Origin of the sequence: Gordonia otitidis, from assembly GCF_020735545.1 — a bacterium.
Classification (GTDB): Bacteria; Actinomycetota; Actinomycetes; order Mycobacteriales; family Mycobacteriaceae; genus Gordonia; species Gordonia otitidis.
On the sequence record NZ_CP085974.1, the window covers coordinates 2540364 to 2562391 of the forward strand.

Here is a 22028-nt window from a genome sequence, read left to right on the forward strand (position 1 = left end):
AGTCTAGAAGGGCATCCTGACATGGACATCACCAGCACAATCGAAGCCGACTCGACGCAGGTCAACGCAGACGACCTCACCGGCACATCGAGAACGGTCACCATCTCCGGCGTCAACAAGGGCACCGCGGACCAGCCCGTGAACATCGAGCTCGTCGAGTTCCCCGGACGCGCATACCGTCCCTGCAAGTCGATGCGCCGCGTACTCGTTGCGGCATGGGGGCCGGACGCATCCAACTACATCGGCCGGCGCATGACGTTGTTCAACGACCAGACAGTGAAGTGGGGCGGTCAAGCTGTCGGCGGTATTCGCATTTCGGCGCTGAGTCACATCGACAAGCCGTTGGATCTGGCGTTGACAGAGACTCGCGGCAAACGGAAGAGGCATCACGTCGAGCCGCTACCTGATGCCCCGTCGAAGATTCCCGTCTCGTTCGACGCGAAGATTCCCACGTCCTCGTTGGAGCAGTGTGCGCAGGCCCGCGACTACCTCGCCAAGTACGCCGACGCGGAGCCTGAACGTGTTGCGGCGCTACTCGAGTCAGTCTCCGCGCGTGAGGCTGAGCTACGGGAGGTCGACCAGTGAGCATCGTCTATGTGTGCATGGCGAAAGAGCCTGCGGTGGGACTGAATCTGTCGATGCGGCGACCGCGTAGGTGGATTGAAGTGTTCCGCACTCGTGATGAGTTGGAGGCGTTGGCGTGGAAGGACGCCCCGAATGTTCGTGAGCAGAGGTCAATTCGACAGGAGATGGTGGCATGACTGCGAAGACGTGGAATGAAGTGTTCACCCGTTTGGATGCGTTCTTCGATGGGTTTTCCGCGGATGTGCGTGCTGTGGCTGACGTGGATGGCACGGATGAGGCTGAGGTGCGTTCTCTGCGTGCGGCGTTGGAGGCTGCGGAGGTCGAGGTGGGTCGGCTGAAACGGGAGCGTGACGTGCTGCCGACGCCGGATGCCGCCAATCCCGTGCATCTGCGGTGGGCAGCGGACGCGATCGTGGCCCACGCGCGGTCGCTGTCCGGATCGCCTGGCAATCAGCGCAATGTCGTTGCGGAGACCCTTCGTGAATCCGCCGACCGTCTCGAAGCCGCCCAGGCCGAGAAGGCGTCCGTCGACGCGCTCGTGGAGAGGGCGGCGCGGGCGATCCACGACAGCGACGAACAAGGCAAGTTCCCCCCGGAAGAGTGGGAGGTGCGTTCTGAGGCTCTACGAAATGACTACCGCACCAACGCCCGCGCACTCCTCGCTGCCGGTCTCCTCGCAGACGGGGGCGACAAGGCATGAGCGCACGGATCGTCAACACAATTGCCGAAGCGATCGACGACGGACCCGACCCGGTTACCCGGTTGCTCGGGCAGTCGCGGGAGATTCTCGATGCCCTGCGCGCCAACGGTTTCGAGGTCGTGGAGTTGCCGACACAGGACGAGGTGGACTACTACGGGCTCTACGTGGGCCGTCAGCCGATCTTGGGGCTGGGCGTCATTGAGGAACATGACGACGGAGCCTTCTTCCGCTCGGTCAAGGAAGCCCGTCGATACGCCGCTGCACTTCTCGCCGCCGCCAACGCCGCAGAGGCCACCCGATGAGCGCCCGCGACGAGCTACAGCGCGATGTGCTTGAAGCTCTTGCCGACGACGCTACGTTGCTCACCATCACCGTCGACTTCGCACGCGGGGTACTGGCCGAGATGAGTGAGACAGAGACTGTGATTGAGGACAGCGACTCCAGCGCCGCGCGAATCCACAGGTCGCTGGAGTCCACACGCGAGAAGCTGAAGGGGGTTCGGGCCGAGCGTGACGCCGCCCTCGCCACCCTCGCCGAAGTGCGGGCAGAGCATCAGCCTAAGCCTCGATCCACCGATTTGCTTGTGATCGGTCGGTGAGGGATAAACGAAATGCCCTGTCTGAGTGACAGAATGGGACTTCTCTAGGGTTCCATCCACACACACAGGAGGGCATGTCGTAGATGCGATTGTCTCACACTCACCCGGTCCGGTCTGCATCCTGTGACGATCCGAATCTCCTCGCCGCTGCGGGGGTGGTGCCGGTGATGGCGCTGGCCGAACGCGCCAGCCTGTCGGAGTTGGCCCGCGAGCATCTGAGCGTGCCCACCGACAAGGGCGCCCATCCGGATCGGAAAATGTTTTCCCTGGTGGCGGGGATGGTGGCGGGCGCCGACAGCATCGACGACATGGCCGTGTTGCGACACGGCGCGATGGGCAAGGTGTTCGACCATCCTTACGCCCCGTCGACGTTGGGATCGTTTCTTCGCGAGTTCCGGTTCGGGCATGTCCGCCAAGCCGATGCGATCGCCACCCGGCTGTTGGCGGGACTGGCTCGCCATACTCCGGTGCTGGCGGGGATCGACGGGCCGGTGATGATCGATATCGACGACTCGATCATCGAGGTCCACGGCCCGGCCAAGCAGGGCGTCGGATTCGGCTACACCCGAGTGCGTGGGCTGAACTCGGCGATCACCACCCTCACCTGTGGTGACGGTGCGCCGGTGATCGCCGCTCAACGCCTGCGCAAAGGGGCGTGTAACTCCGCGCGCGGGGCGCATCGGTTGATCGCCGACACCCTGGCCACCGTGCGGCGGCTACGGTCGTCCGATGCGTCGGGACCGATACTGCTGCGAGCGGATTCAGCGTTCTACGGCCATCGCGCGATCACCACCGCGCTCCGGGCCGGTGCGCAGGTGTCGGTCACCGTGCGTCAGGATTCCCACGTCCGAGCAGCGATCAGCGAGGTACCGGCAGATGCATGGACGCCGATCGAGTACACCGACGCCGTCTTCGACGAAGACAGCGGCCAGTGGGTCTCGCGGGCCGAGGTCGCCGAAGTACCGTTCACCGCGTTCACCTCCAAAGCCAAGCGCCTGCAGGTATCCGGACGGCTGGTGGTGCGCCGTATCCCTGACTTCGCAGCCGAGGGAGACGGCTTGTTCGACGTGTGGCGGTTTCATGCGTTCTTCACCACCAGCGACCTGGACACCGTGACCGCCGACAAGACTCACCGCGGTCATGCGATCATCGAGCAAGTCCACGCCGACCTCAAAGCCTCCGCATTGGCGCATCTGCCCTCGGGAAAGTTCTGCGCGAACGCCGCATGGCTGGTGTGTGCGGTCATCGCGTTCAACCTGACCCGCGCCGCAGCCTGTCTCGGTGGACAGCGTCTGGCGAAGGCGACTACCTCCACCATCCGACGCACCCTGATCTGCATACCCGCTCGAATCGCGTCCTCAGCGCGGCGCATCACGATGCATCTACCCGCCCGATGGCCGTGGGAACGCGAGTGGAACCTGTTGTTCAACAACACGATCAAACGACAACACTCAGCCTGACCCCTAACCATCGGCCAGAACCGGCCCCGACACGAAACCCAGTGAAACACGCCGACACCAGAGATCGGCGACTCACCCACGCCCACCGCCACCCCGAACATACACAACACATTTCACGAGACATCAAAAAGCCGATCGGTGGATCGAGGCTAAGACTGAACCCTGCTGTGACTGCTCCAAGCTGTGCGACGTCTGCGCGAAGGAATGCGCCTCGTGCGAGCAGCAATCACCCTGCGACACCATCCACATCCTCGACAGGAGCACACCATGACCGACACAACAGAAGGAAACATCATGTCCAACAACACCATCACTCTCAACGGCGTCGACTACATCCCCGCGTCCGAAGCAGGACCAAAGGTCGAATCGTCCAAGTCCATCGTCATCTTGCAGCGCGGCTGGGTTTTCATCGGAGACCTGAGCAAGCATGGCGACGAGTTCACGCTCAGCGACGCGCAGAACATACAGCGTTGGGGAACAACTGAGGGACTCGGCCAGCTTGCACTCTCGGGGCCGACAGTGAACACGGAACTGAAACCCGCTGGGACGGTGCGTTTCCATGAGTTGACCGTCGTGGCCCGCCTCGATGTAGACGAGTCGAAGTGGTGACCGCGTTAGCCGCGTCGCTAGGAGAGTCTTCTCAGACGACCTACGGCTACGGCTACGGCGACGGCGACGGCTACGGCGACGGCGACGGCTACGGCTACGGCGACGGCGACGGCTACGGCTACGGCAACGGCGACGGCTACGGCAACGGCAACGGCTACGGCAACGGACGGTGACCTCATGACCGACAACGACACCACCATCCGCGAAGCGCAGGAAGCGTTGGCGCGGCTCGACAAGGCGGCCGAAGAGATCGGCGAAGTGGCGGCCAACGTCCGCAGCCGATGGCGAATGTCCATCCCCGCCAATCCCAACCGCGATACCGACCTGATCGTTTCCGATGCGTGCATGGCGGGGCAACGCGCAATCACAGCCCTCCTGGCCGTGATTGAGCAGCAGCAGGCCACCATCGACCGGCAGGACGAGACACTGCGGCAGGTGCGGGAAGCATTGCAGTCACTTGCCGACACGCTCGTCTTCTCCGCTCGTGACTGGGGTACCGGTCGCGACCTCGCGTGGCTGTGGGGAATCCTCCAAGGCTGGGACGACGACGACCCCGAGTGCGACGCCATGCCCGAGCAGGTCGCACTCCAAGGATGGGATCAGCACGAGGTGGCTCGACTGCGCGGATTCCATGCCACCATCCGCCGCATCATCGACGCCGGGGGTGAGGGGTGAGCCGCTCATACCTCCGCCTCATGACCGCCCACCCTGCCCCTGAGCGCGCGATGCAACCACTCGACAAGGACGGTGCGTGATGGCGCAACACAATTCGGTCAACCATCCGAAGCACTACACCGAGCACCCTAGCGGCATCGAATGCGTCCAGATCACCGAACACATGGGGTTCTGCCTCGGTAACGCCGTCAAGTACATCTGGCGCGCCGACCTCAAAGGCAACGCCATCGAGGATCTCGAAAAGGCCCGCTGGTACATCGACCGCGAGATCCGGCGACGCTACCTCGCAGATGCCCGCCCCGGCTGCCACTGCACCCGCTGCGACCCCGACTGGTTCGGAATGCGCGTCTGTCCCGATTGCGGCAACAAAACGATGCGACGGGGCTATCGACCACCGCCAACACCCCGACCCCGACCTTGATGCAGGACACAGGCAAGGAAATCGGATGACCAGACACATCATCATATGTTCAGCGGCGGCATCGGGTCCTGGGCCACCGCACAGAAAGTAGTCCAGCAACACGGCGCCGAAAACGTCACCCTCCTCTTCGCTGACGTAGGAGGAGATCACCCGTCGCCGCACGTCGGAGAAGACGCAGACACCTACCGATTCATCCAGGACGCAGCAAACCGACTCGGCGCCCAGCTCGTCACTCTCAACGCCGGCATGACCATCTGGGAAGTCTTCAAAAAAGACCAATTCCTCGGCAACTCCCGACTCGCCAACTGCTCAAAATATTTGAAGCAGAAACCATGCCGCGAGTGGCTCGACACAAACTGCGACCCGGCAGAGACAGTCGTTTACGTCGGCATCGACTGGACCGAATCACACCGACTCCCCGCAATCGTCAACGCCTACAAACCATTCACCGCCAAAGCACCACTCACCGAACCCCCATACATGAGCAAAGACGACATGATTACCCTCGCCGAGAACGAAGGACTCACCCCTCCGAAGGCGTACGCAGAAGGGTTTCCGCACTCAAACTGCCAGGGCGCGTGCGTACGCGCCGGACAAGCCCAGTGGGAACTCGTCCTACGCACGCGCCCCGACGTCTACGCCTACGCCGAAGCCCAGGAACAAGACCTCCGAAACCACCTCGGCAAAGACGTTGCCATCCTCAAACGCACCACCAACGGCGAACCCACACCCCTCACACTCCGCCGATTCCGCGAAGAAATCGAACAACAACCAGCCATATTCGACCCCTACGACTTCGGCGGATGCGGATGCTTTGTCGACGAACCAAACGAAGCATCATGACAACCAAACCCGCGAAGGACAGCGGCCGCGCACTGCCGGCAGCCTCACCGATGCCAGCCAAGCTGCCGCACCACCAGGCCAACCCCGAGGCCATGACGTGGACCGGACCGCGCTGCCCCCACTGCAACCGCCGCATGAACGCATGGGGCCGCGTGTGCTGCGACTGCGCGAGGGGCACGAAAACCGTTGCAGTACAAACAGAAAACGATGATTCACCAGGTAGAATGGAGGGTGGCCGAGGTGCCGGAAACACCCCGACCACAGACCGAACCTCCTCTACAGAAAGGCAGGTTCAGCCATGAGTGATGGTACTCAATGCGCCCTCGAGACGCGATACGCCGGATGCCGGTTCCGCTCCCGTATCGAAGCCCGGTGGGCCGTGTTCTTCAGATTCGAGCACGGGGAGCGTGGATAGTGCCTTGGTTTGTAGTCGATGACGACATGACATTCCATCCGAAGACTCTTGCCGCCGGCAACGAAGCAATGGGGTTGTGGGTACGCGCTGGGGCATGGTGTCAGAAGCAGATGAACGGGGGCTTTGTGCCCACCGAAATGGTGGCAGCGCTCGGTGGCGCAGAACTTGCGAACCGGCTCGTTTCGGCCGGACTTTGGTCCAAGAACAGGTCCGGATTTTGCTTCCACCAGTGGGACGAAAGGCAACTGTCGAAAGAGGACATGGAGAATCGGCGCAAGAAGCGTTCCGACGCTGGTCGCATGGGTGGAGTCAAGTCCGGCGAGTCCAGACGTCGAAGCAAAAACGAAGCAAGTGCTTCCGCTTTTGCTTCGGAACCACACGCGGAAACCGAAGCAAAAGCGAAGCAAACCGGGAACCCAGTACCCAATACCTATAACCCAGTCGCTAAAGCGACTAAAGAAAAAGACTTGCTCGACGCTGACGCGTCAAGCGATTCTCCGACCGAACTCGCAGCCGTCTACCCGAAGGCGTTCGAGGAGTGGTGGCAGCACTACCCACGCAAGGCCGGCAAGCGCAAAGCCCTCGAAGCATGGCGCCGAGCCCGTAAGCGTGCGACCGACACGCAACTCATCGACGGCGCACGCCGTTACGCCAGCGACCCCAACCGCCGCGACGAGTTCACCAAGTACCCCGAAGGGTGGCTAAACCGCGACGGATGGCTCGATGATCCACTGCCCGGCAGCAAGGCGGCAGGAGGGATCACGTGGTGATCGACTACGAATCCGTTGCCCGATCAGTCCTGAAGATCGCGGCGAACCTGGATCAGCGCATGATGCCCGCGACGCAGGAAGTCCAGGACGCTCGCCGGCAGGCGTGGGCAACCCTGTTTCACGGCCATGTCTGGCCTCACGAGGCCGAGCAGGCGGCGTACGAGCACTACCGAACCCAGCGAGCCTTCCCGCTCATGCCAGGCGACGTGATCGCCTACTGCGAATCACAACCTGTCTGGTCATCACGTGAGCACGCTCAGGACTGGATTTTGCGCTATGGGGTACAGAACCCCTACAGCGGGGCCATTGAGAGCTACAGCGGCATCTCAGAGCCAGTAATCGCTATCCCTGAATCAACGCCGAGATGCCAGGAGAAGGCATACCTGATCGAACACCTCAACCGATGGGTGCAACCGCGCCTCGACGAACTCGCCGACGCCATCGTTGAACGCCGCTACGTCCCCTGGTGGAACGGAGGCAGCGAATGAACTCCTACCAACGAATGCTCACCGCACTCCGAGACACCGGATGCCACGTCGACGAACGCGGCAACCGAGCCGCAGCACAAGCCCCAGGCCACTCGCCAGCTGACCGATCTATCAGCATCCTGTACAACCCCACCGAAGGCCGCACCGTCTTCACCTCATTCGCCGACGACAAGTTCGACGTCCTCGATCGCATCGGCCTATCCATCAACGATCTGTTCGACAACCCCAAAGGCTCCGAATACCGATACGGCGACGGAAGAATCGTTCACCGCAGCCCAGACAAAAAGTTCCGCCAATCAGGAAACACCAAAGGGACCGCACTCTTTCACGCCGACCGGCTCGGGGATGCCGAAACCGTGTACTTCGTCGAAGGTGAACACGACGTCCTCACGCTAGAGGACGAAGGCGTCACCGCCACCTGTACCGCAATGGGAGCCGGCAAGGCCCACCTGTTCGACCTCACACCACTGCACGGCAAACACGTCGTCATCGTCCAAGACATGGATGCCCCCGGTGCAGCTCACGCAAACCAGGTCGCCGAACTACTGTCCCCCCACGCAACAGTCGAGATCGTCGCACCACGCGCAGGCAAAGACGCTGCCGATCACATCTGTGCCGGCCACACAGTCAGTGACTTCACCCCACTCGACACCGCCACCCAAACCCTCGCACTCGCAGCCGTCGAACGGGCAGTGAACGATGCACGCACGATGGAACTCGCTGCGGGTATCGACCACATCCGCGCCACGCTCGCCAGGATCACACCCACAGACGACACCGGCCCGCAGCCATTGTCCCAGTGGCTCGATAAGTGGTGGGAGTGGATAGAGACGCCCTCCGACGCGGGTGCCGGTCGGATCATGCCGACGCCGTGGCCAGAACTCAACGAAGTTCTAGCAGGAGGATTTCACGCAGGCCGGTCCTACCTCATCGCCGGACGTCCTGGATCGGGAAAATCACTCGGGCTCATCAACTTCGCGTCGTACGCGGCCATGCGTGGCCGCACCGGACTGCTGTACTCGGTAGAGATGGGCGGAGTCGAAGTCACGTCCCGCATCATCTCGTCGGAAGCGAAGGTGGAGCAGCGTGACATCGCCCGAAAACGCTTCAAGCGGGAAGACATGGCGATGGTGTGGGACACCACCGACACGCTCAAGAAAGCCGAGCTGTACATCAGCGACCGCTCGGCTCTCACGATGTCCCGCATTGCATCCGAAGCCCGCAAACGCAAAGTAGACAGCGGACTCGACTTCGTGGCCCTCGACTACATGCAGCTCCTCAAATCCAGCAACCCCGACCGGCAAAAAGCGCTCACCGACATCTCGCGCGAGGTCAAAGTGTTGGCAGGTGAACTTGATGTGGCAATGATCTCCGCCTGTCAGCTCAACCGCGGCAACGCCAAAGACAAGCGTCGCCCAGAGCTGTCTGATCTTCGCGAGTCCGGCGCGCTCGAACAGGACTGCGACGTAGCAATTCTGCTCCACCACCCCGAACTGCCCGACGGATCACCAACGGGCGAGGTCGAACTCATTGTTGCCAAGAACAGGACGGGACGTATGTGCACCGTGACAGTGCCCTGGCGTCCGCACTACGCCCGAATCGGAGGAGACCCACAGTGACTAACCTTCAGAAGCGTCGAGGAGACCAGTATGAACGCGACATTCTCGCTATCGCTCGCCGGTCCGGATTCCCTTTCGCGGAACGCACACGCCCAGGCCGCAAGGAAGATCAAGGCGACATCCACCTCGCGCCCGGGCTCATCGCACAGTGCAAGGACCAGAAGACGCCCGAGTGGCGGGATTGGTTGGCCGAGCTCGAGGAGCAACGGCTCGAGGCCCGCGCAGATCATGGGTTGTTGGTGGTGAAGCGCCGCGGCATTGGCGGTCGGCCACCGCTGCACCTGGCGGTATTACCTCTCGATGACATGCTCCGACTGCTATGTGATGCGGGTTGGGGCGATTGGGATTCCATCAAAGCGAACCAGGAGCACACCAATGACTGACCCCCTCAACTCCGCCCTCGAAGAAGCGCAAGCACTCGAAGCTGCCGGATTCCGAGCCGGCGTCCGTCATGTGTGCGCCACCATCCTCGCCGTCCTCAACGACGACACCCTGACCGACTCGGATCGTTGGGAGCGGGTACGGGCATTCGTCGAGTTCGCGCCGATCACACTCGAATTCGAGGAGATGCCATGACGCAGATGACAACCCGCAGCCACGACGCCACAGCCGACACCAACCAGTGGTGGACCGAACAACCCGCCCGCATCGCCGCCCGCCTCGCCCACCAGCCCACCGTGTGCGCCGACATCACCCGATGCGACTGCGGCTGGTACACCCACGGCAGACCACCCGTCCGCGCCCGCCGATACCGCCACCACCTACAACGAGTCGGAGCAGCATGAACGAGAGAATCGTCAACCGGGTCACATCGCTACATCGACCCCGACGTCAGCCCCGGCCACCCATGAGCGACAGCTACTACAGCGATGAAGCTCTGCGTAAGCAAGCTGATCTCAACCGCAAGCACGCGGCGGGTGAGCCTATCGACCTGGCGGACATGCGCGGCATCTTTCAAGCCCGCGATCCACGCGCGACCGCATACGGGTCGTGTCCGACACAGCTCGCTGGCGTGACTGCTGGAGGGGATCGATTCTACTTCCGTGCACGGCATGGCGAGTGGCGGCTGGAAGTGGACGGCAAGGTGGTGGCATCCGGCGATGACGACACAGGTGGATACATGGAGTTGCGGGATGCGCGCGACGCTGCAGAGGCTGAGGTGAAGCGGCTGGATGGCGAGATCCAGGTCATCGCAGATTTCGCCGGGGCTGCTGCGGATGTGCGGGACATTCTGCGACGGATGCGCTCTAGGCGTGTGGAGGTGGCAGATCTCAAGGCCACAGTGAAGCAGCTAAGCAAGGCTTACTCTGATACAGACGCCCAGATACACGACACCCTCGCAAAGGCTCTCGGGTACCAGGAATATCAACCAGGAGAGCCTGGATACTCGGGAATCAAACCTGAGTACGCTACTGGCGACCACACCGCGGAAACGTTGGCAGACGAGGCGGCTCAAGTAATCGAGCGGCTGACACCTCACGAAATCACCAAGGAGGTGGGGGGTGCGCGTGACGTCGACGCCGACCTCGCCGTACGCGCAAAAGGCTGGATGAAGGGCAATGACGGAGGACAATTCGGCGTCTGGTGGCCAGCCGGGTCAAAGCCTGGAGACGGATCAAGCCCCATCCTTGCGATCATGTGGGACGGCGGAGGGACGGGTGAGATCGGGCACTTCTACGACGAGAAGGATTCCGATGCAGCAGAACTCATCTGCGACCTGGCGAACTGGGCGATGGAACAACTCGTACCAACAACCCGCACCTACTACGGCGAACGCGAGTACCAGGAGGACGACGAATGAGCGACGACATCGCATTCCACGACGCCCACAACACCTTCGACAACCACATCCAACAACTCATCGGCATCCGCTGGATCGAAATCCACCACTGCACCAACCCCGCACACCGACCCGACTGCTCCTGCGCCGGAACCAGCCACACCAGCCAACCAAGCCTCTACACCCAAATCAGCACCGACATAGGCGACACCAGCTCACCCAAAGGCAAAGGCGAAGGCGGATCACGCCCACCCCTATGGATCGACGGCATCGACTGGCGCAACCGCATCGACAACCTCGCCCAAGCCTGGACGCCCCACAGCTCAGGCGGCACCGTCACCCGACTCGACGAACTCTCCCAACACGCATTCGGACCCGACGACACACCCTGGCTCACCAAAGCGAACAAAAAACTCGCCTCCGAAATCGGCAAAGGCGAAACACTCCTCGACGGCGAAAACCAACGCCGCCTCGACATAGTTGCACCATGCCCCAACTGCGGCACCCAAACCGTCAGAAGACCCGACTCAGGAGGAGACTGGGTAAGACAAACCGCACTCCAACTCACCACCGCAGGCTGCCGCTGCATCGCCTGCAACACATGGTGGGACAAAGACCACCTCAACTTCCTAGCCGAAGTCATCGGATGCGAACGAAAGGAACTCGCATGAAGATCTGGCTCGAAGAAGACGTGTCCACCAACGAACTGCGCAAAACCTGATACAGTCACCCACGTAGGGCGACTATGCCCAAAACACGACGGACCGGATACCGGAACGTTGTCCGCCATCGACCCCGCACTGTCCACACGGTTGCGGGGTCGACGTGCATCCACACACTTCCCCTCATTCGCCTCAAGGCACGCAGGGGATTCGGAGGGGCGCGCACTCCGAGCAGCCACACTCGCCAGGCAACGCTGCACAACACCGCGCACAACTTCGGAGGTAGAGCGATGCAACTCCTCGCATGGGCACTCATCACACCCATCTACCTCACAGCCCGCACCATCACAAGCATCACCAAGCGCCTCGAAGCAGCAGCCATACGAGAAGCAGCATGGGCGAATGCAGTAGCAGCAGAGGAAACCTCGGCACATGGCGAGAGCCACTAAGACCACCGCACGCGGACTCGGCTGGCAACACCAACGCACACGCGCCCAACTCCTCACACAACACACAGACGGAACACCCTGCTGGTGGTGCGGACGCCCAATGTTCAAACAACCCGAACGCAACTGGGACACCACACCACTCGAAGCCGACCACACCCTCTCCCGCTCCCAAGGCGGAACACGAGCCGACCGACTACTGCATTCAGTTTGCAATAGGCAGAGGCAAGACGGATCTAGGGACCACTTGCGGCCCGCGGTAACCGGAGCCACACCCCCAACCAGCGCCCCTGACACACACCTCGGACACCGCGCACTGCACTGGCCCTAGCCCCCCTCAAAAAATCCGACAGGGGGCCACAACCTGACTGCCGAGGTAGTCAAGGTTTTATTTTTTCGCTGTTCAGGAGGGTTTCTGGTGAGTTCGGATGCCCTGTCTGCGACTGGTGAGCGGTTGTTCGTCGAGTTGGTGGATGGTTCGTCGTCTGAGGCTGTGAGGGTGTTGGCTTTGGAGGCGGCGCGTATCGCTGATCGTCTCGACAAGCTGGATCTGGTGTTGCGGGGCGATGTGGATGTGTGGATGACGGTGGTTCACGACAATCGCACTGAGGATTACGAGTTGCGGATTGATGATGCGGCTCGGGAGGCACGTCAGCAGGCGACTGTGCTGCGGTCGTTGGTGTCTGAGGTGTTGAAGATCCGTCCTCCGGTGGAGGCCGATGACGATGACGACTGCGACGTCTGAGTTTCCGAAGCTTTCGGGTCGTCAGGAGCCGGAGAATCTGTCGGAGTTTCCGGGTGATGACACTGATGGTCTTCGTGCGGTGCGGTTTGCGCGAAATGCGCGGACGATTCCGTTGCCGTGGCAGGAGAATGTGTTGGCGGGGATGCTTCGGCGTGACCTTGCTGATGCTGATCGACCGTGGACGCATCCTGATGTGTTGTTGTTGGTGCCGCGGCAGAACGGCAAGACGCTCATTTTGGTGTTGCGGTGCTTGTTTGGGCTGTTCATCTTGAATGAGAAGATCGTTTTCTCGTCACAGCGGTGGCAGACGAGTTTGAACACGTACAAGAGGCTGTCGGCGGTCATTCGTTCGCGTCCGTCGCTGAATAAGCGGGTGGTGACGAACTCGAAGCAGCCTGGTAGCGCCTACATTGAGCTTGCTTCGGGCGCTCAGATCACGTTCATTACGCGGTCGAATGACTCGGGGCGTGGTTTGGATGAGGTTGACCTCGTGATTTATGACGAGGCGTACAACCTTACGGAGTCTGAGACGTCGGGGTTGTCGTGGACTCAGATGGCGTCGCGTAATCCGCAGACGATTTATGCGTCTTCGGCGGCGAATGCGGACCAGCACATCAACTGTGCGGTGTTAACGGGGCAGCGTAAGCGTGGTCTCGAGCATGGTGAGGGCTTGTACTTCGCTGAGTACATGGCACCTGATGGCGAGTGGAACGATTTGGAGACTGCGCGCCGTGCGAATCCGTCGTATGGGGTGATCCAGACTGACGCGAAGATCTTGAAGGAGATTCGCGCTGCTCGTACTCCGGCTGCTCGTCGCTCGTATGAGGTTGAGGCACTGGGTCGGGGTGTGTGGCCTGCCGATGTGGAGTCACATGAGGCGGTCATCGACTCGGAGGCGTGGAATGCGATGACGAATCAGTTTCCGGCGCTGGTGGGTTCGATCGGCCTGGCTCTCGATCGTAGTCCTGATGGGTCGGTGTGGGTGCTGGCTGCGGCTCAGCACACTGCTGATTCTCGTGTGCATGTGGAGATCGGTTACTGCCAGTCGGCGACGTTGCGTGGTGCTGCCGCGTATGTGTCGAAGGTTGTTGCGGCGTGGGACCCGTGCGTGTTGGTGATTGATCGGAAGTCTGCTGCTGCGGCGGTGGTTCCGTTGCTTGCTGAGGATGGCATCGAGCCGGAGTTGACGGGTGCTCCGCAGATGGCTGTCGCGTGTCAGGGGTTCCTTGATGATGCGGGTGATGGTCAGTTGTCGCATTCGGGGCAGCGGGTGTTGTCGGATGCGGTTGCTGATGCGACGAAGCGGATCATGCCGCAGGGCGATTTTGCGTGGGACCGCACTGAGGGGTCTGTGGCTCCGCTGGTGGCGGTGACGTTGGCCCGGTGGGGTTTGCTCACGTTTGGTCTTGATGTGGCGGGTCCGATGGTTCGTCCGCCGATGCCTGTGCCGGAGAGTGTTTCGGCTGATGTTGATGTGTTGACGGCTGCGTTCTGAGAGGAGGTGGGCTGTGGCGAAGCAAGTTGCGGTGAAGGCGCCGAAGCCTGCGTTCTCTGAGAAGGGCTACGTGTCGAGCATGGTGCCGGATGGCACGTTCTCTCAGTGGGAGATGTTTGAGCGGGTTCCGGATTTGCAGTGGCCGGCGTCGGTGCAGACGTACTCGCGGATGATGCGTGAGGATTCGCGTGTGTCGTCGTTGTATGCGGCGATCACTTTGCCGATTCGGCGTACTCCGTGGCGTCTTGAGGCTGCTGGTGCTCGTGATGAGGTGGTGGAGTTTTGCGCCCGTGATCTCGGGTTGCCGATTCAGGGTGGCGATGATTTGCCGCAGCCTGCGCGCACGAAGGGAAAGTTTTCGTGGACGCAGCATCTCGGGTGGGCGCTGACCAATCTGGTGCAAGGACACAGCGTGTTCGAGCAGGTGTACCGCGCTGACGGTGACGGCTGGGTGCATTTGAACAAACTGGCGCCGCGTCCGCAGCGCACGATCTCGGCGTGGAATGTGGCGCTCGATGGTGGGTTGATGTCGATTGAGCAGATGGCTCCCGCGTCGACCGGCAAGGTGCTGTACGGGGTGTCTCCGCTGCGTATCCCGATCGGTCGTCTCGTGGTGTATACGCGCGACATGGAGCCGGGGCAGTGGATCGGTAATTCGTTGCTGCGTCCGTCGTTCAAGCATTGGCTACTCAAGGACGAGTTGATCCGCTACCAGGCGGTGGCGATTCGCCGTAACGGCATGGGTGTGCCGATCGCGGAGTCTCCCGAGGGTGCAACACAGGATGATGTGGACTACCTGGCCCGCATGATGCAGTCGTATACGGGTGGAAGTACTTCTGGTGGTGCTCTGCCTCCGGGCGCGAAGATGAGTCTGTTGGGTGTGCAGGGCAACCTCCCCGACATTCAAGCGGCTATTGCCTATCACGACAACATGATTGCGATTGCGGGGTTGGCGCACTTCCTCAACCTGTCGGGTGGCGGGTCGTATGCGTTGGCGTCGGTGCAGGCGGACACGTTTGTGCAGTCGGTGCAGACGTTCGCCGAGTCGATTCGTGACACTGCGACCGCACACATCGTTGAGGATCTGGTGGACATCAACTTTGGTGTGGATGAGCCGTCTCCGCGGATTGTGTTCGATGAGATTGGCTCTCGTCAGGATGCGACGGCTGCGGCGTTGAAGATGCTTGTCGAGGCGGGGTTGTTGTCGCCGGACATTCTGGTGGAGCAGACGGTGCGGCAGCAGTTGGGGTTCCCGGCGAAGCCTGCCGATGAGGCTCTTGCACAGCCCAAGCCGGTGACGCCTACTCCGGTTGCTGCGAGTGCCCGGAAGCATGTTCAGCCGACTCAGGAGACGTTGTGGTAGACGTCCTATCGGCGCCGATCCTGGCGACGATCCCGCGTGTCGAGCTCGGTTCGGTTGGCACCTGGGATATCAGCAACATCGCCGGATGGCATCCCACAGCAGACGATTTCGCCTCCGCTGTTTCAGCGCTCGACTGCCCCGCAGTGCGGCGCCCGGTGTTGAAACTGGGCCACTCGGACGGCCCCGGTGATCCGTCGATCGGGTTGATCGACAACCTCGCCATGTCGGCGGACGGGCAAACCCTGGTCGGTGACTTCGTGGGTGTGCCCGCATGGTTGGCGTCCGCTGACGGTGACGGCCACTCGGTGATTGCGTCCGCCTACCCCGATAGGTCGGGGGAGTGGGAACACAACTATGTGTGCCAACTCGGTCACACGCACCCGTTCGTGCTGCATTCGATGGCACTACTCGGTGTCGTCCGTCCCGGCATCGGAACACTGCAAAGCCTCTACGACTTGTATGCGAAAGCACCAGAGAAGGAGAAGCCAATGGCCGCAACGGCTCTGGCATCGGTGACTGTTGATCAGGTGCGCTCCGCGTACTACAACGGTCCCGCCGCAAACAACTACAACCTGTGGATTCGGGAGATGCTGATCGACCCGCCACAACTCATCGTGCAGGACGACGCAGACGACTCACTGTTGAAGGTGCCGTACACCGTCACCGATTCGGAAGTGACGTTCGGGGAGCCTACCAAGGTCAAGGTCGAGTACATCGACGATTCTCCCGCCCCTGCTGAGCCTGATGTGGATGGCGAGCAGGTGGCGGCAGCCGCACCAATTGTTCGGTTCGCTTCGCGCGCCGAATCACGTCCCGGCCATCCGGTCGGTACGTCGAAGCCCACCGCGGGAGCGGATGGGGTAACCACCGAAGGAGGTTCGGGCGTGGAAATCACGAACGAGCAACTGGCGGCACTCCGCACTGCTCTCGGGCTTGCGGACGACGCCGATCTGAGTGCGATCACCGATGCTGCGAAGGCGATTGGTGATCAACTGCCGACCTTGCGTGAGGCGTTGGGCCTGGCCGAGGACGCCACGATCGATGACATCGTGAAGGCTGTGCAGGAGGCCGTGAAGGATAAGCCTGCCGATGACGGTGCGCCGACTGACGGTCAGCCTGCCGCGGCGTCGACGAAGCTTCCGCAGGGTGTTGTGGCGGTCGATGCGGGTCGTCTGGCGACACTCGAGGCCAACAGTGCCCGGTTCGCGGAGCATCTGGAGAACGAGCGTCGGGCGGGTATCGAGAAGACGCTGAATGCGGCGATCTCGGAGGGCCGTATCACTCCGGCGCACAAGGAGTCGTGGCGTAAGTCGTTCGAGGCGAATGCTGATCAGGCGCGTGATCTGCTCGCCACTCTGGCCCCGAACTCGGCTGTCCCGGTTTCGGAACTCGGGCACGCCACCGAACCCGCCGACCTGTCCGATGTCCGCGACTCCGCGGCCTACAAGAACTGGAGCCTCTGATTATGAGTGGAATTGCACAGGTCACCCAGGGTGGCCCGAAGACGTTCACCCCCGCCGACGATCAGGTGATCAAGGGTGGGCAACTGGTGGAGGCAACCACCGGGGGACGTATCAAGGTTGCTGCCGCTGGTAGCGCCAAGGTTCTCGGTGTTGCGCTCACCGATGCGCTTGCCCCCGAGGATTTCCCGGGTGCGGGTTCGACTGATTCGCTGGGTCGCCCGGTTGTGGCTGCGGTGCCTGTCCCGACCAAGGTTGCTGTCGCGTACGGCGCCACGGAGGTGAAGGTGACGTACTCGGCGAACGCGGCGTTCGGTGACAAGCTCGTCGCCACCGCCAACGGCACGGTGGGTCCGGCTGCAGCCACCCCCGATGCCCGCACCATCGTCGGTGTTTGCACCGAACCTGCCGGAGTGACCGTTTCCGCGAACGCTGTCGGCCTGATCCGTCTCGTCTGAGACACAACCACTGAAAGGACCACACTGATGGCTCCCACCAACATTGTGAGTGTCAGCGACGGATCGCGTTTCACCGTCTCCGACCTCATCAAGAATCCCCTGATGGTTCCGACGAAGCTCAAGGAGCTCATCGAGAACCAGTTCATCTCCGAAGCGTTGCTGCGTAATGCGGGCAAGAACGATTCGGGTGTTGTCACCTTCCGTGAGGGTGACCCGACGTTCCTCGATGACGATGTGCAGGATGTTGCCGAGTTCGGTGAGATCCCGGTCAGCGCGGGCAAGCTCGGCCTTCCGCGCGCCGCGTACGCGACGAAGAAGGCTCTCGGTGTTCGCGTCTCGAAGGAGATGATCGACGAGAACAACGTCGATGCCGTCAATAAGCAGATGGCCGGGCTGCGGAACACTTTCGTCCGCGCGAACGATCGTGGCGCGAAGGCGCTGTTCCTGTCGACTGCGGTTCCGACTCTGCCGGTGTCGGCGGCATGGGACACCCCCAACGGCAAGCCGCGCACCGATCTCGCTCGAGGTATCGAGCAGATTGCGATGGCTGCACCTGCTGAGGCCACCGAGGACGAGTGGTACGGATTCCAGGCTGACACCATCGTCGTGCATCCGGGCCTCCTCGCCACGCTCATGGACAACGAGCAGATCCTCAAGGTGTACAACGGCAACGTTGCGAATGAGTCGATCGCGTACACGGGAGCGATCCCCGCGCAGATCATGGGACTCAGCGTGATTCAGTCGCGTACCTTCCCGATCGACAAGGCTCTGATTCTCGAGCGTGGCACTGTCGGGTTCTACTCCGACACTCGCCCGTTGCAGTTCACTGCCCTCTACCCCGAGGGTGGTGGCCCCAACGGTGGCCCGCGTGAGACGTGGCGTTCGGATGCGTCGCACAAGCGTGCCATCGGACTCGACCAGCCGAAGGCCGCACTGTGGCTGACGGGTCTGGTGACGCCGTGACGTTCCGTATCGCCGCGAATGTTCCGGTCTACTACCACGTGACGAAGTGGGGGAAGCCGGGGCAGGTGCTCGAGCAGGTCAAGTTGCGTGCGGGTGATCCGATCGACGTGTCCGGTGATGAGGCGGATCGGCTGGTGAAGGCGGGCGCCATCGTGTCCGCCGACACCAATGTTTCCGTGTCTGAGCCGGTGTCGGACGGCAAGCCGGGGCGCCCTCGCCATACCGCCCCTGTCGCCGAGTGGCGGAAGTATGCGGTCGAGTCGGGGAAGTTCAACGCCGATGAGGCGGAGGAACTGACCAAGGCTGAACTGATCGAGATTCTGTCGTGAGTGGGGAGGGGGCGTTCATTTCGGTTGATGATTTCGCGGCTGAGTGGCGTCCCCTCTCGTCGGCGGAAGAGTTGACCGCGGACCGACTGCTGGCGTCGGCGGCTCTGTGGATTCGGGAACAGTACGAGAAGTTTCACGGCTCGCAGATCGCCGACGACCATGCCGGCGCTATCTCGGTGTCGATCGATGTGGTGCGTAACGCGATGGAGACCGGCAAGTATGCGGGTCATCTGTCGTATGGGCGTACCGAGGGACCGCGCGGCAAGTCGGGAACACTAGCTGCCCCTGGTGGGTCTTTGGTGTTCACCGACTGGCATAAGGAGCAGTTGGGTATCCCGACACGTCCACGCCCGTCATACCTTTTCGATGGGATTGTCCACGATGCTCGGTACTGAAACCGTCGTCGTTGCTGGTGATTTCGTGCGTGACGAGGACGGCAAGGTAACCCAAAGTGCCGGTATTGGTCCGGTCGCCGGATGCCAGGTGCAGCCTCTCACCTCGCAAGAGTTGGTGGAGCGTGGACGTTCCGCCACCGATGATGCGGTGCGAGTCCTCCTACCCATCACGGATGGCATCACCCGAGATTCGCTTCTCGTGGTGCGTGGCAGCACCTACCAGATCGACGGCAACCCGCAGCCGTACATCGACCCCGACGACCCCGAACTGTCGGGTTATGACATCGAAGCGACTCGACGGGAGGGATGATGGCGCCACCATTTCGCCCCGACCGAGCAGGCATTCGCGAGATCCTGCAGACCGAGCTCAAGGCAGAAATCAATCGTCTCGCCCACGCGATTGGTGATCAGTGTGGAGACGATGTTGAGGTTCAGTCGTACACCACAGACCGTGGCGCAGCGTCGGTGACCGTTCCTGCGCTGTTGCAGGCGCGTGACGGCGTGCTAACTCGAGCGGCGTCCGCTGTGGGTCTTGAGGTTCGTACGAAATGACGCGCCCCACGGTAGCGGTTCGGCCACAGGATGCCGCACCGCTGGTGAAGGCATGGCTGAAAACGCAACTCGCGGGCGTGTTTCCCACGTTGCGGGTGCGGCTCGAGCATGACGAGAAGTGGTCGCTGGGCGCGAACCCCGAGTTAGTGGTGTTCGATGACGGTGGCCCGCTGAATCAGTGGCCAGTCAACACCGCACCCACTATCCGGATCACGACGTGGACGACAGGCCGTGACGTGTCGATCGCGAATCACGTGCTGGGTTTGATGTTGTGCACTCCGATTCCGGGGATTGCGAGTGTTCTTCCTGGGAGTGCGGTGATTGAGTCCCGCGATTCCGCTGGCGCCGATCTGGCGTCGTTCACGGTGCGTACCCGCGTCCGCACCGTCGCCCTTTAGGGCCCTGATTCCACCACCCCTCTCCCTGTGTGGGTGGCAGCCGCACAAATTCCGTATCCAACAACCCGAGAGGGGTTCTTTCTCATGGCTGGAAATCCCGAGAATGTGAACATTTGGGCTGAGGCCGACGTGTATGTCCTCAAGCCTTCCGATCTGACCGGCGCGCTGTCGACGGCGCTGCCCACCGACGCGGATGCCGCGTGGCCCACCGCGTGGAAGCCTGCCGGTCTTCTCAACGGCGACGCGGGTTTCGAGGAGTCCGCCGAGTGGGATGAGACCGAGCACTCCGCATGGGGTTACGGCGTCATCAAGGTCGGCTACAAGGACTTCAAGATGACACGGAAGTTCACGACCCTCGAAGAGAACCCGACTGTCGCGTATCTGCGGTCGAAGAATGACACGGCGACCGCGGTCAAGGTGTCGCGTCCCGCTGACGCCTACCTCGGGTTCGAGACCCGTGACGGCAACGGCAAGATCAAGCGCCGCATCACGACCATGCCAGCGTCGGTGAAGTACTCGGGTGCGACCGAGAACGAGTCGGATCTGCCGGAGGTCGAGTTCGAGGCGAAGATCTTCCCGAACGACGCCAAGGAGCTGTTCATCAAGCAGGAGGCGGCGTGATCGCGGTCCGCTTCACTGCTGATCGCGGTTCTCGTCGCGAGGGTGATGTGGTGCGGTACGACGATGCGTCGGCCGTCCGCATTGTCGGTGAGGGTGTCGCCGAGTTCGTCGACGACGTGCCGTCCGCTGCCGAGTTTTTCGGTGATGCGCTGCCGACGTCCGAGTTCACGCCTCCGGATGGGTTCACACTTGCCAGCGCCGAGGACGGCGACTGAGCAACCGAGTGTCGTCGCGGTCGGGTTCTTGTGCGGTGCCCGACCGCGACGGCTTCAACCGCACAACAGCCGCACAGGGAGTTCAAGATGGCAGTCCCATCAGACGCCGAAATCCGTTCCGCAGCGGAACAACTCGGAGTCCTCGACGAAAACGGTGACGTCCCGCAGAGTAAACGCGCACAGGTCGCGAAGGCATTGCAGTTGGCGGCCCGCGAGACGCGCCGTGAGCAGACATTCGACACCGACACAACGAGATTCGCTCGCCAGATCAAGCGAGTCCACGACGCCCTCGAATCCGAAGGCGTCCCCACCGAATCCGCCGACCGAGTTCTTGGTGCTGTTGCGCCGATGGTGTGGCGGGAGATGAAGGAGAAAACCGCACATGACCGCACGCGAGATTGACATCGACGACTACGACGCCGACGACTTTGCCGACGAGTACAACGAGCCACGCACCGAGATCCCCGACCCGGGTCCCAAGCGTGCGGGTAATCGCGCTCAGCGGCGTGAAGCTGCACGCACACATCGGGTGTCGGATGACTATCCGGTGGAGCGTGAGGCGAACGGCATCACGGTCGTCGCGGTCGACTACGACGGCGAAACGTATTGGGTGCCGTCCGATCCTGCCGAGTGGGATGCGCGCGCGACCCGGGCGTTCGAGGACGGCAAGGCGTTGACGGCGCTCGAGTACATTCTCGAACCTGACCCCGACAGCGGCAAGAGTGGGTATGACCTGCTCACGTCGAAGCGGTATCGGATGAAGCACATCAACGAACTGTTCGAGAAGATCGCGAAGGCTGGCGGGTTCGGCTCGTCGGGAAACTGAGGGGCCTGCTCAAACTCATCCATGGCCCGAAGGCTGCTCTTGTAGAGGCTGATCTGGATCGCTTCTATGGGCGTGACCTTCGGGACCTGTGGCGGCGGGATGAGCAGGGTCGCCCTCTGTTGACCTGGCGGATGCTG

At 61.9% G+C, this 22028-nt stretch carries 33 protein-coding genes; all 33 read left to right on the forward strand.

Annotation, left to right across the window (positions count from 1 at the left end; all coding sequences use genetic code 11):
- The first annotated feature begins 21 nt into the window (after positions 1-21).
- The 33 genes from LK459_RS11500 to LK459_RS11665 all read left to right on the forward strand — a co-directional run bounded on the left by LK459_RS11500 (position 22) and on the right by LK459_RS11665 (position 21891).
- Positions 22-585 (forward strand): hypothetical protein, encoded by a 564-nt coding sequence (locus tag LK459_RS11500; protein WP_227923471.1) that lies wholly within the window; start codon positions 22-24, stop codon positions 583-585.
- A 250-nt stretch (positions 586-835) separates the two neighbouring features.
- Positions 836-1285 (forward strand): hypothetical protein, encoded by a 450-nt coding sequence (locus LK459_RS11505; RefSeq protein WP_227923473.1) that lies wholly within the window; start codon positions 836-838, stop codon positions 1283-1285.
- Positions 1282-1587 (forward strand): hypothetical protein, encoded by a 306-nt coding sequence (locus LK459_RS11510; RefSeq protein WP_227923475.1) that lies wholly within the window; start codon positions 1282-1284, stop codon positions 1585-1587. Before LK459_RS11505 ends, LK459_RS11510 begins: the two co-directional genes overlap by 4 nt.
- Entirely contained in the window at positions 1584-1883 is a 300-nt protein-coding gene (locus LK459_RS11515) for a hypothetical protein (protein WP_227923477.1), read from the forward strand. Before LK459_RS11510 ends, LK459_RS11515 begins: the two co-directional genes overlap by 4 nt.
- Positions 1884-1966: 83 nt before the next feature.
- Positions 1967-3343: an IS1380-like element ISGbr1 family transposase gene (locus LK459_RS11520; protein ID WP_064862420.1), complete on the forward strand. Its 1377-nt coding sequence runs from the start codon at positions 1967-1969 to the stop codon at positions 3341-3343.
- Between the two features lie 267 nt (positions 3344-3610).
- Positions 3611-3952, forward strand: a complete 342-nt coding sequence (locus tag LK459_RS11525) for a hypothetical protein (protein WP_227923479.1) — start codon at positions 3611-3613, stop codon at positions 3950-3952.
- Entirely contained in the window at positions 3949-4125 is a 177-nt protein-coding gene (locus LK459_RS11530) for a hypothetical protein (protein WP_227923480.1), read from the forward strand. Before LK459_RS11525 ends, LK459_RS11530 begins: the two co-directional genes overlap by 4 nt.
- A gap of 4 nt (positions 4126-4129) precedes the next feature.
- Positions 4130-4627: a hypothetical protein gene (locus LK459_RS11535; RefSeq protein ID WP_227923482.1), complete on the forward strand. Its 498-nt coding sequence runs from the start codon at positions 4130-4132 to the stop codon at positions 4625-4627.
- A gap of 79 nt (positions 4628-4706) precedes the next feature.
- Positions 4707-5048: a DUF3310 domain-containing protein gene (locus LK459_RS11540; protein ID WP_227923483.1), complete on the forward strand. Its 342-nt coding sequence runs from the start codon at positions 4707-4709 to the stop codon at positions 5046-5048.
- A gap of 45 nt (positions 5049-5093) precedes the next feature.
- Positions 5094-5891 (forward strand): adenine nucleotide alpha hydrolase family protein, encoded by a 798-nt coding sequence (locus LK459_RS11545; RefSeq protein ID WP_227923485.1) that lies wholly within the window; start codon positions 5094-5096, stop codon positions 5889-5891.
- 441 nt (positions 5892-6332) lie between these two features.
- The gene (locus LK459_RS11550; protein ID WP_227923486.1) at positions 6333-7076 is read left to right on the forward strand and encodes a hypothetical protein; all 744 of its coding nucleotides are present in this window, start codon (positions 6333-6335) and stop codon (positions 7074-7076) included.
- Positions 7070-7564, forward strand: a complete 495-nt coding sequence (locus tag LK459_RS11555) for a hypothetical protein (RefSeq protein WP_227923487.1) — start codon at positions 7070-7072, stop codon at positions 7562-7564. Before LK459_RS11550 ends, LK459_RS11555 begins: the two co-directional genes overlap by 7 nt.
- Positions 7561-9183 (forward strand): DnaB-like helicase C-terminal domain-containing protein, encoded by a 1623-nt coding sequence (locus LK459_RS11560; protein WP_227923489.1) that lies wholly within the window; start codon positions 7561-7563, stop codon positions 9181-9183. The genes LK459_RS11555 and LK459_RS11560 overlap by 4 nt, the downstream gene beginning before the upstream one ends.
- Positions 9180-9566, forward strand: a complete 387-nt coding sequence (locus tag LK459_RS11565) for a hypothetical protein (RefSeq protein WP_227923490.1) — start codon at positions 9180-9182, stop codon at positions 9564-9566. Before LK459_RS11560 ends, LK459_RS11565 begins: the two co-directional genes overlap by 4 nt.
- The gene (locus LK459_RS11570) at positions 9559-9759 is read left to right on the forward strand and encodes a hypothetical protein (protein ID WP_227923492.1); all 201 of its coding nucleotides are present in this window, start codon (positions 9559-9561) and stop codon (positions 9757-9759) included. The genes LK459_RS11565 and LK459_RS11570 overlap by 8 nt, the downstream gene beginning before the upstream one ends.
- Positions 9756-9968, forward strand: a complete 213-nt coding sequence (locus LK459_RS11575; RefSeq protein WP_227923494.1) for a hypothetical protein — start codon at positions 9756-9758, stop codon at positions 9966-9968. The genes LK459_RS11570 and LK459_RS11575 overlap by 4 nt, the downstream gene beginning before the upstream one ends.
- Positions 9969-10030: 62 nt before the next feature.
- The gene (locus LK459_RS11580; protein WP_227923496.1) at positions 10031-10984 is read left to right on the forward strand and encodes a hypothetical protein; all 954 of its coding nucleotides are present in this window, start codon (positions 10031-10033) and stop codon (positions 10982-10984) included.
- Positions 10981-11634 (forward strand): DUF7341 domain-containing protein, encoded by a 654-nt coding sequence (locus LK459_RS11585; protein ID WP_227923498.1) that lies wholly within the window; start codon positions 10981-10983, stop codon positions 11632-11634. The genes LK459_RS11580 and LK459_RS11585 overlap by 4 nt, the downstream gene beginning before the upstream one ends.
- A 281-nt stretch (positions 11635-11915) precedes the next feature.
- Positions 11916-12074, forward strand: a complete 159-nt coding sequence (locus LK459_RS11590) for a hypothetical protein (RefSeq protein ID WP_227923499.1) — start codon at positions 11916-11918, stop codon at positions 12072-12074.
- A gap of 451 nt (positions 12075-12525) precedes the next feature.
- The gene (locus tag LK459_RS11600) at positions 12526-12816 is read left to right on the forward strand and encodes a hypothetical protein (RefSeq protein ID WP_227923503.1); all 291 of its coding nucleotides are present in this window, start codon (positions 12526-12528) and stop codon (positions 12814-12816) included.
- Positions 12791-14311, forward strand: a complete 1521-nt coding sequence (locus LK459_RS11605; protein ID WP_227923504.1) for a terminase large subunit — start codon at positions 12791-12793, stop codon at positions 14309-14311. The genes LK459_RS11600 and LK459_RS11605 overlap by 26 nt, the downstream gene beginning before the upstream one ends.
- A gap of 31 nt (positions 14312-14342) precedes the next feature.
- Entirely contained in the window at positions 14343-15674 is a 1332-nt protein-coding gene (locus LK459_RS11610) for a phage portal protein family protein (protein ID WP_227918427.1), read from the forward strand.
- Complete coding sequence (locus tag LK459_RS11615; protein ID WP_227918429.1) at positions 15668-17137, forward strand: phage protease; 1470 nt, start codon at positions 15668-15670, stop codon at positions 17135-17137. Before LK459_RS11610 ends, LK459_RS11615 begins: the two co-directional genes overlap by 7 nt.
- A gap of 2 nt (positions 17138-17139) precedes the next feature.
- The gene (locus LK459_RS11620; protein ID WP_227918430.1) at positions 17140-17592 is read left to right on the forward strand and encodes a hypothetical protein; all 453 of its coding nucleotides are present in this window, start codon (positions 17140-17142) and stop codon (positions 17590-17592) included.
- A gap of 27 nt (positions 17593-17619) precedes the next feature.
- Entirely contained in the window at positions 17620-18555 is a 936-nt protein-coding gene (locus tag LK459_RS11625; protein ID WP_227918432.1) for a phage major capsid protein, read from the forward strand.
- A complete protein-coding gene (locus tag LK459_RS11630; protein ID WP_227918434.1) occupies positions 18552-18884 on the forward strand; it encodes a hypothetical protein in 333 nt (110 codons plus the stop codon). Before LK459_RS11625 ends, LK459_RS11630 begins: the two co-directional genes overlap by 4 nt.
- A complete protein-coding gene (locus tag LK459_RS11635) occupies positions 18881-19279 on the forward strand; it encodes a phage Gp19/Gp15/Gp42 family protein (protein WP_227918436.1) in 399 nt (132 codons plus the stop codon). The genes LK459_RS11630 and LK459_RS11635 overlap by 4 nt, the downstream gene beginning before the upstream one ends.
- Entirely contained in the window at positions 19266-19589 is a 324-nt protein-coding gene (locus tag LK459_RS11640) for a head-tail adaptor protein (protein WP_227918441.1), read from the forward strand. Before LK459_RS11635 ends, LK459_RS11640 begins: the two co-directional genes overlap by 14 nt.
- A gap of 286 nt (positions 19590-19875) precedes the next feature.
- The gene (locus tag LK459_RS11645; RefSeq protein ID WP_227918443.1) at positions 19876-20229 is read left to right on the forward strand and encodes a hypothetical protein; all 354 of its coding nucleotides are present in this window, start codon (positions 19876-19878) and stop codon (positions 20227-20229) included.
- 84 nt (positions 20230-20313) lie between these two features.
- A complete protein-coding gene (locus LK459_RS11650) occupies positions 20314-20850 on the forward strand; it encodes a hypothetical protein (RefSeq protein WP_227918445.1) in 537 nt (178 codons plus the stop codon).
- Positions 20847-21065 (forward strand): hypothetical protein, encoded by a 219-nt coding sequence (locus LK459_RS11655; protein ID WP_227918446.1) that lies wholly within the window; start codon positions 20847-20849, stop codon positions 21063-21065. Before LK459_RS11650 ends, LK459_RS11655 begins: the two co-directional genes overlap by 4 nt.
- 87 nt (positions 21066-21152) lie before the next feature.
- Complete coding sequence (locus tag LK459_RS11660; protein WP_227918448.1) at positions 21153-21467, forward strand: hypothetical protein; 315 nt, start codon at positions 21153-21155, stop codon at positions 21465-21467.
- On the forward strand, positions 21448-21891 hold the full coding sequence (locus LK459_RS11665; RefSeq protein ID WP_227918449.1) for a hypothetical protein: 444 nt from the start codon (positions 21448-21450) through the stop codon (positions 21889-21891). The genes LK459_RS11660 and LK459_RS11665 overlap by 20 nt, the downstream gene beginning before the upstream one ends.
- The last annotated feature ends 137 nt before the right edge of the window (positions 21892-22028 follow it).

What these genes read in the sequence shown, in the direction of transcription:
- LK459_RS11500 (WP_227923471.1), top strand. Translation starts at nt 22, where the DNA reads ATGGACATCACCAGCACAATCGAAGCCGACTCGACGCAGGTCAACGCA.
- LK459_RS11510 (WP_227923475.1), top strand. Translation starts at nt 1,282, where the DNA reads ATGAGCGCACGGATCGTCAACACAATTGCCGAAGCGATCGACGACGGA.
- LK459_RS11515 (WP_227923477.1), top strand. Translation starts at nt 1,584, where the DNA reads ATGAGCGCCCGCGACGAGCTACAGCGCGATGTGCTTGAAGCTCTTGCC.
- LK459_RS11520 (WP_064862420.1), top strand. Translation starts at nt 1,967, where the DNA reads ATGCGATTGTCTCACACTCACCCGGTCCGGTCTGCATCCTGTGACGAT.
- LK459_RS11525 (WP_227923479.1), top strand. Translation starts at nt 3,611, where the DNA reads ATGACCGACACAACAGAAGGAAACATCATGTCCAACAACACCATCACT.
- LK459_RS11535 (WP_227923482.1), top strand. Translation starts at nt 4,130, where the DNA reads ATGACCGACAACGACACCACCATCCGCGAAGCGCAGGAAGCGTTGGCG.
- LK459_RS11540 (WP_227923483.1), top strand. Translation starts at nt 4,707, where the DNA reads ATGGCGCAACACAATTCGGTCAACCATCCGAAGCACTACACCGAGCAC.
- LK459_RS11545 (WP_227923485.1), top strand. Translation starts at nt 5,094, where the DNA reads ATGTTCAGCGGCGGCATCGGGTCCTGGGCCACCGCACAGAAAGTAGTC.
- LK459_RS11550 (WP_227923486.1), top strand. Translation starts at nt 6,333, where the DNA reads ATGACATTCCATCCGAAGACTCTTGCCGCCGGCAACGAAGCAATGGGG.
- LK459_RS11560 (WP_227923489.1), top strand. Translation starts at nt 7,561, where the DNA reads ATGAACTCCTACCAACGAATGCTCACCGCACTCCGAGACACCGGATGC.
- LK459_RS11570 (WP_227923492.1), top strand. Translation starts at nt 9,559, where the DNA reads ATGACTGACCCCCTCAACTCCGCCCTCGAAGAAGCGCAAGCACTCGAA.
- LK459_RS11575 (WP_227923494.1), top strand. Translation starts at nt 9,756, where the DNA reads ATGACGCAGATGACAACCCGCAGCCACGACGCCACAGCCGACACCAAC.
- LK459_RS11580 (WP_227923496.1), top strand. Translation starts at nt 10,031, where the DNA reads ATGAGCGACAGCTACTACAGCGATGAAGCTCTGCGTAAGCAAGCTGAT.
- LK459_RS11585 (WP_227923498.1), top strand. Translation starts at nt 10,981, where the DNA reads ATGAGCGACGACATCGCATTCCACGACGCCCACAACACCTTCGACAAC.
- LK459_RS11590 (WP_227923499.1), top strand. Translation starts at nt 11,916, where the DNA reads ATGCAACTCCTCGCATGGGCACTCATCACACCCATCTACCTCACAGCC.
- LK459_RS11605 (WP_227923504.1), top strand. Translation starts at nt 12,791, where the DNA reads ATGACGATGACGACTGCGACGTCTGAGTTTCCGAAGCTTTCGGGTCGT.
- LK459_RS11620 (WP_227918430.1), top strand. Translation starts at nt 17,140, where the DNA reads ATGAGTGGAATTGCACAGGTCACCCAGGGTGGCCCGAAGACGTTCACC.
- LK459_RS11625 (WP_227918432.1), top strand. Translation starts at nt 17,620, where the DNA reads ATGGCTCCCACCAACATTGTGAGTGTCAGCGACGGATCGCGTTTCACC.
- LK459_RS11640 (WP_227918441.1), top strand. Translation starts at nt 19,266, where the DNA reads ATGCTCGGTACTGAAACCGTCGTCGTTGCTGGTGATTTCGTGCGTGAC.
- LK459_RS11650 (WP_227918445.1), top strand. Translation starts at nt 20,314, where the DNA reads ATGGCTGGAAATCCCGAGAATGTGAACATTTGGGCTGAGGCCGACGTG.
- LK459_RS11660 (WP_227918448.1), top strand. Translation starts at nt 21,153, where the DNA reads ATGGCAGTCCCATCAGACGCCGAAATCCGTTCCGCAGCGGAACAACTC.
- LK459_RS11665 (WP_227918449.1), top strand. Translation starts at nt 21,448, where the DNA reads ATGACCGCACGCGAGATTGACATCGACGACTACGACGCCGACGACTTT.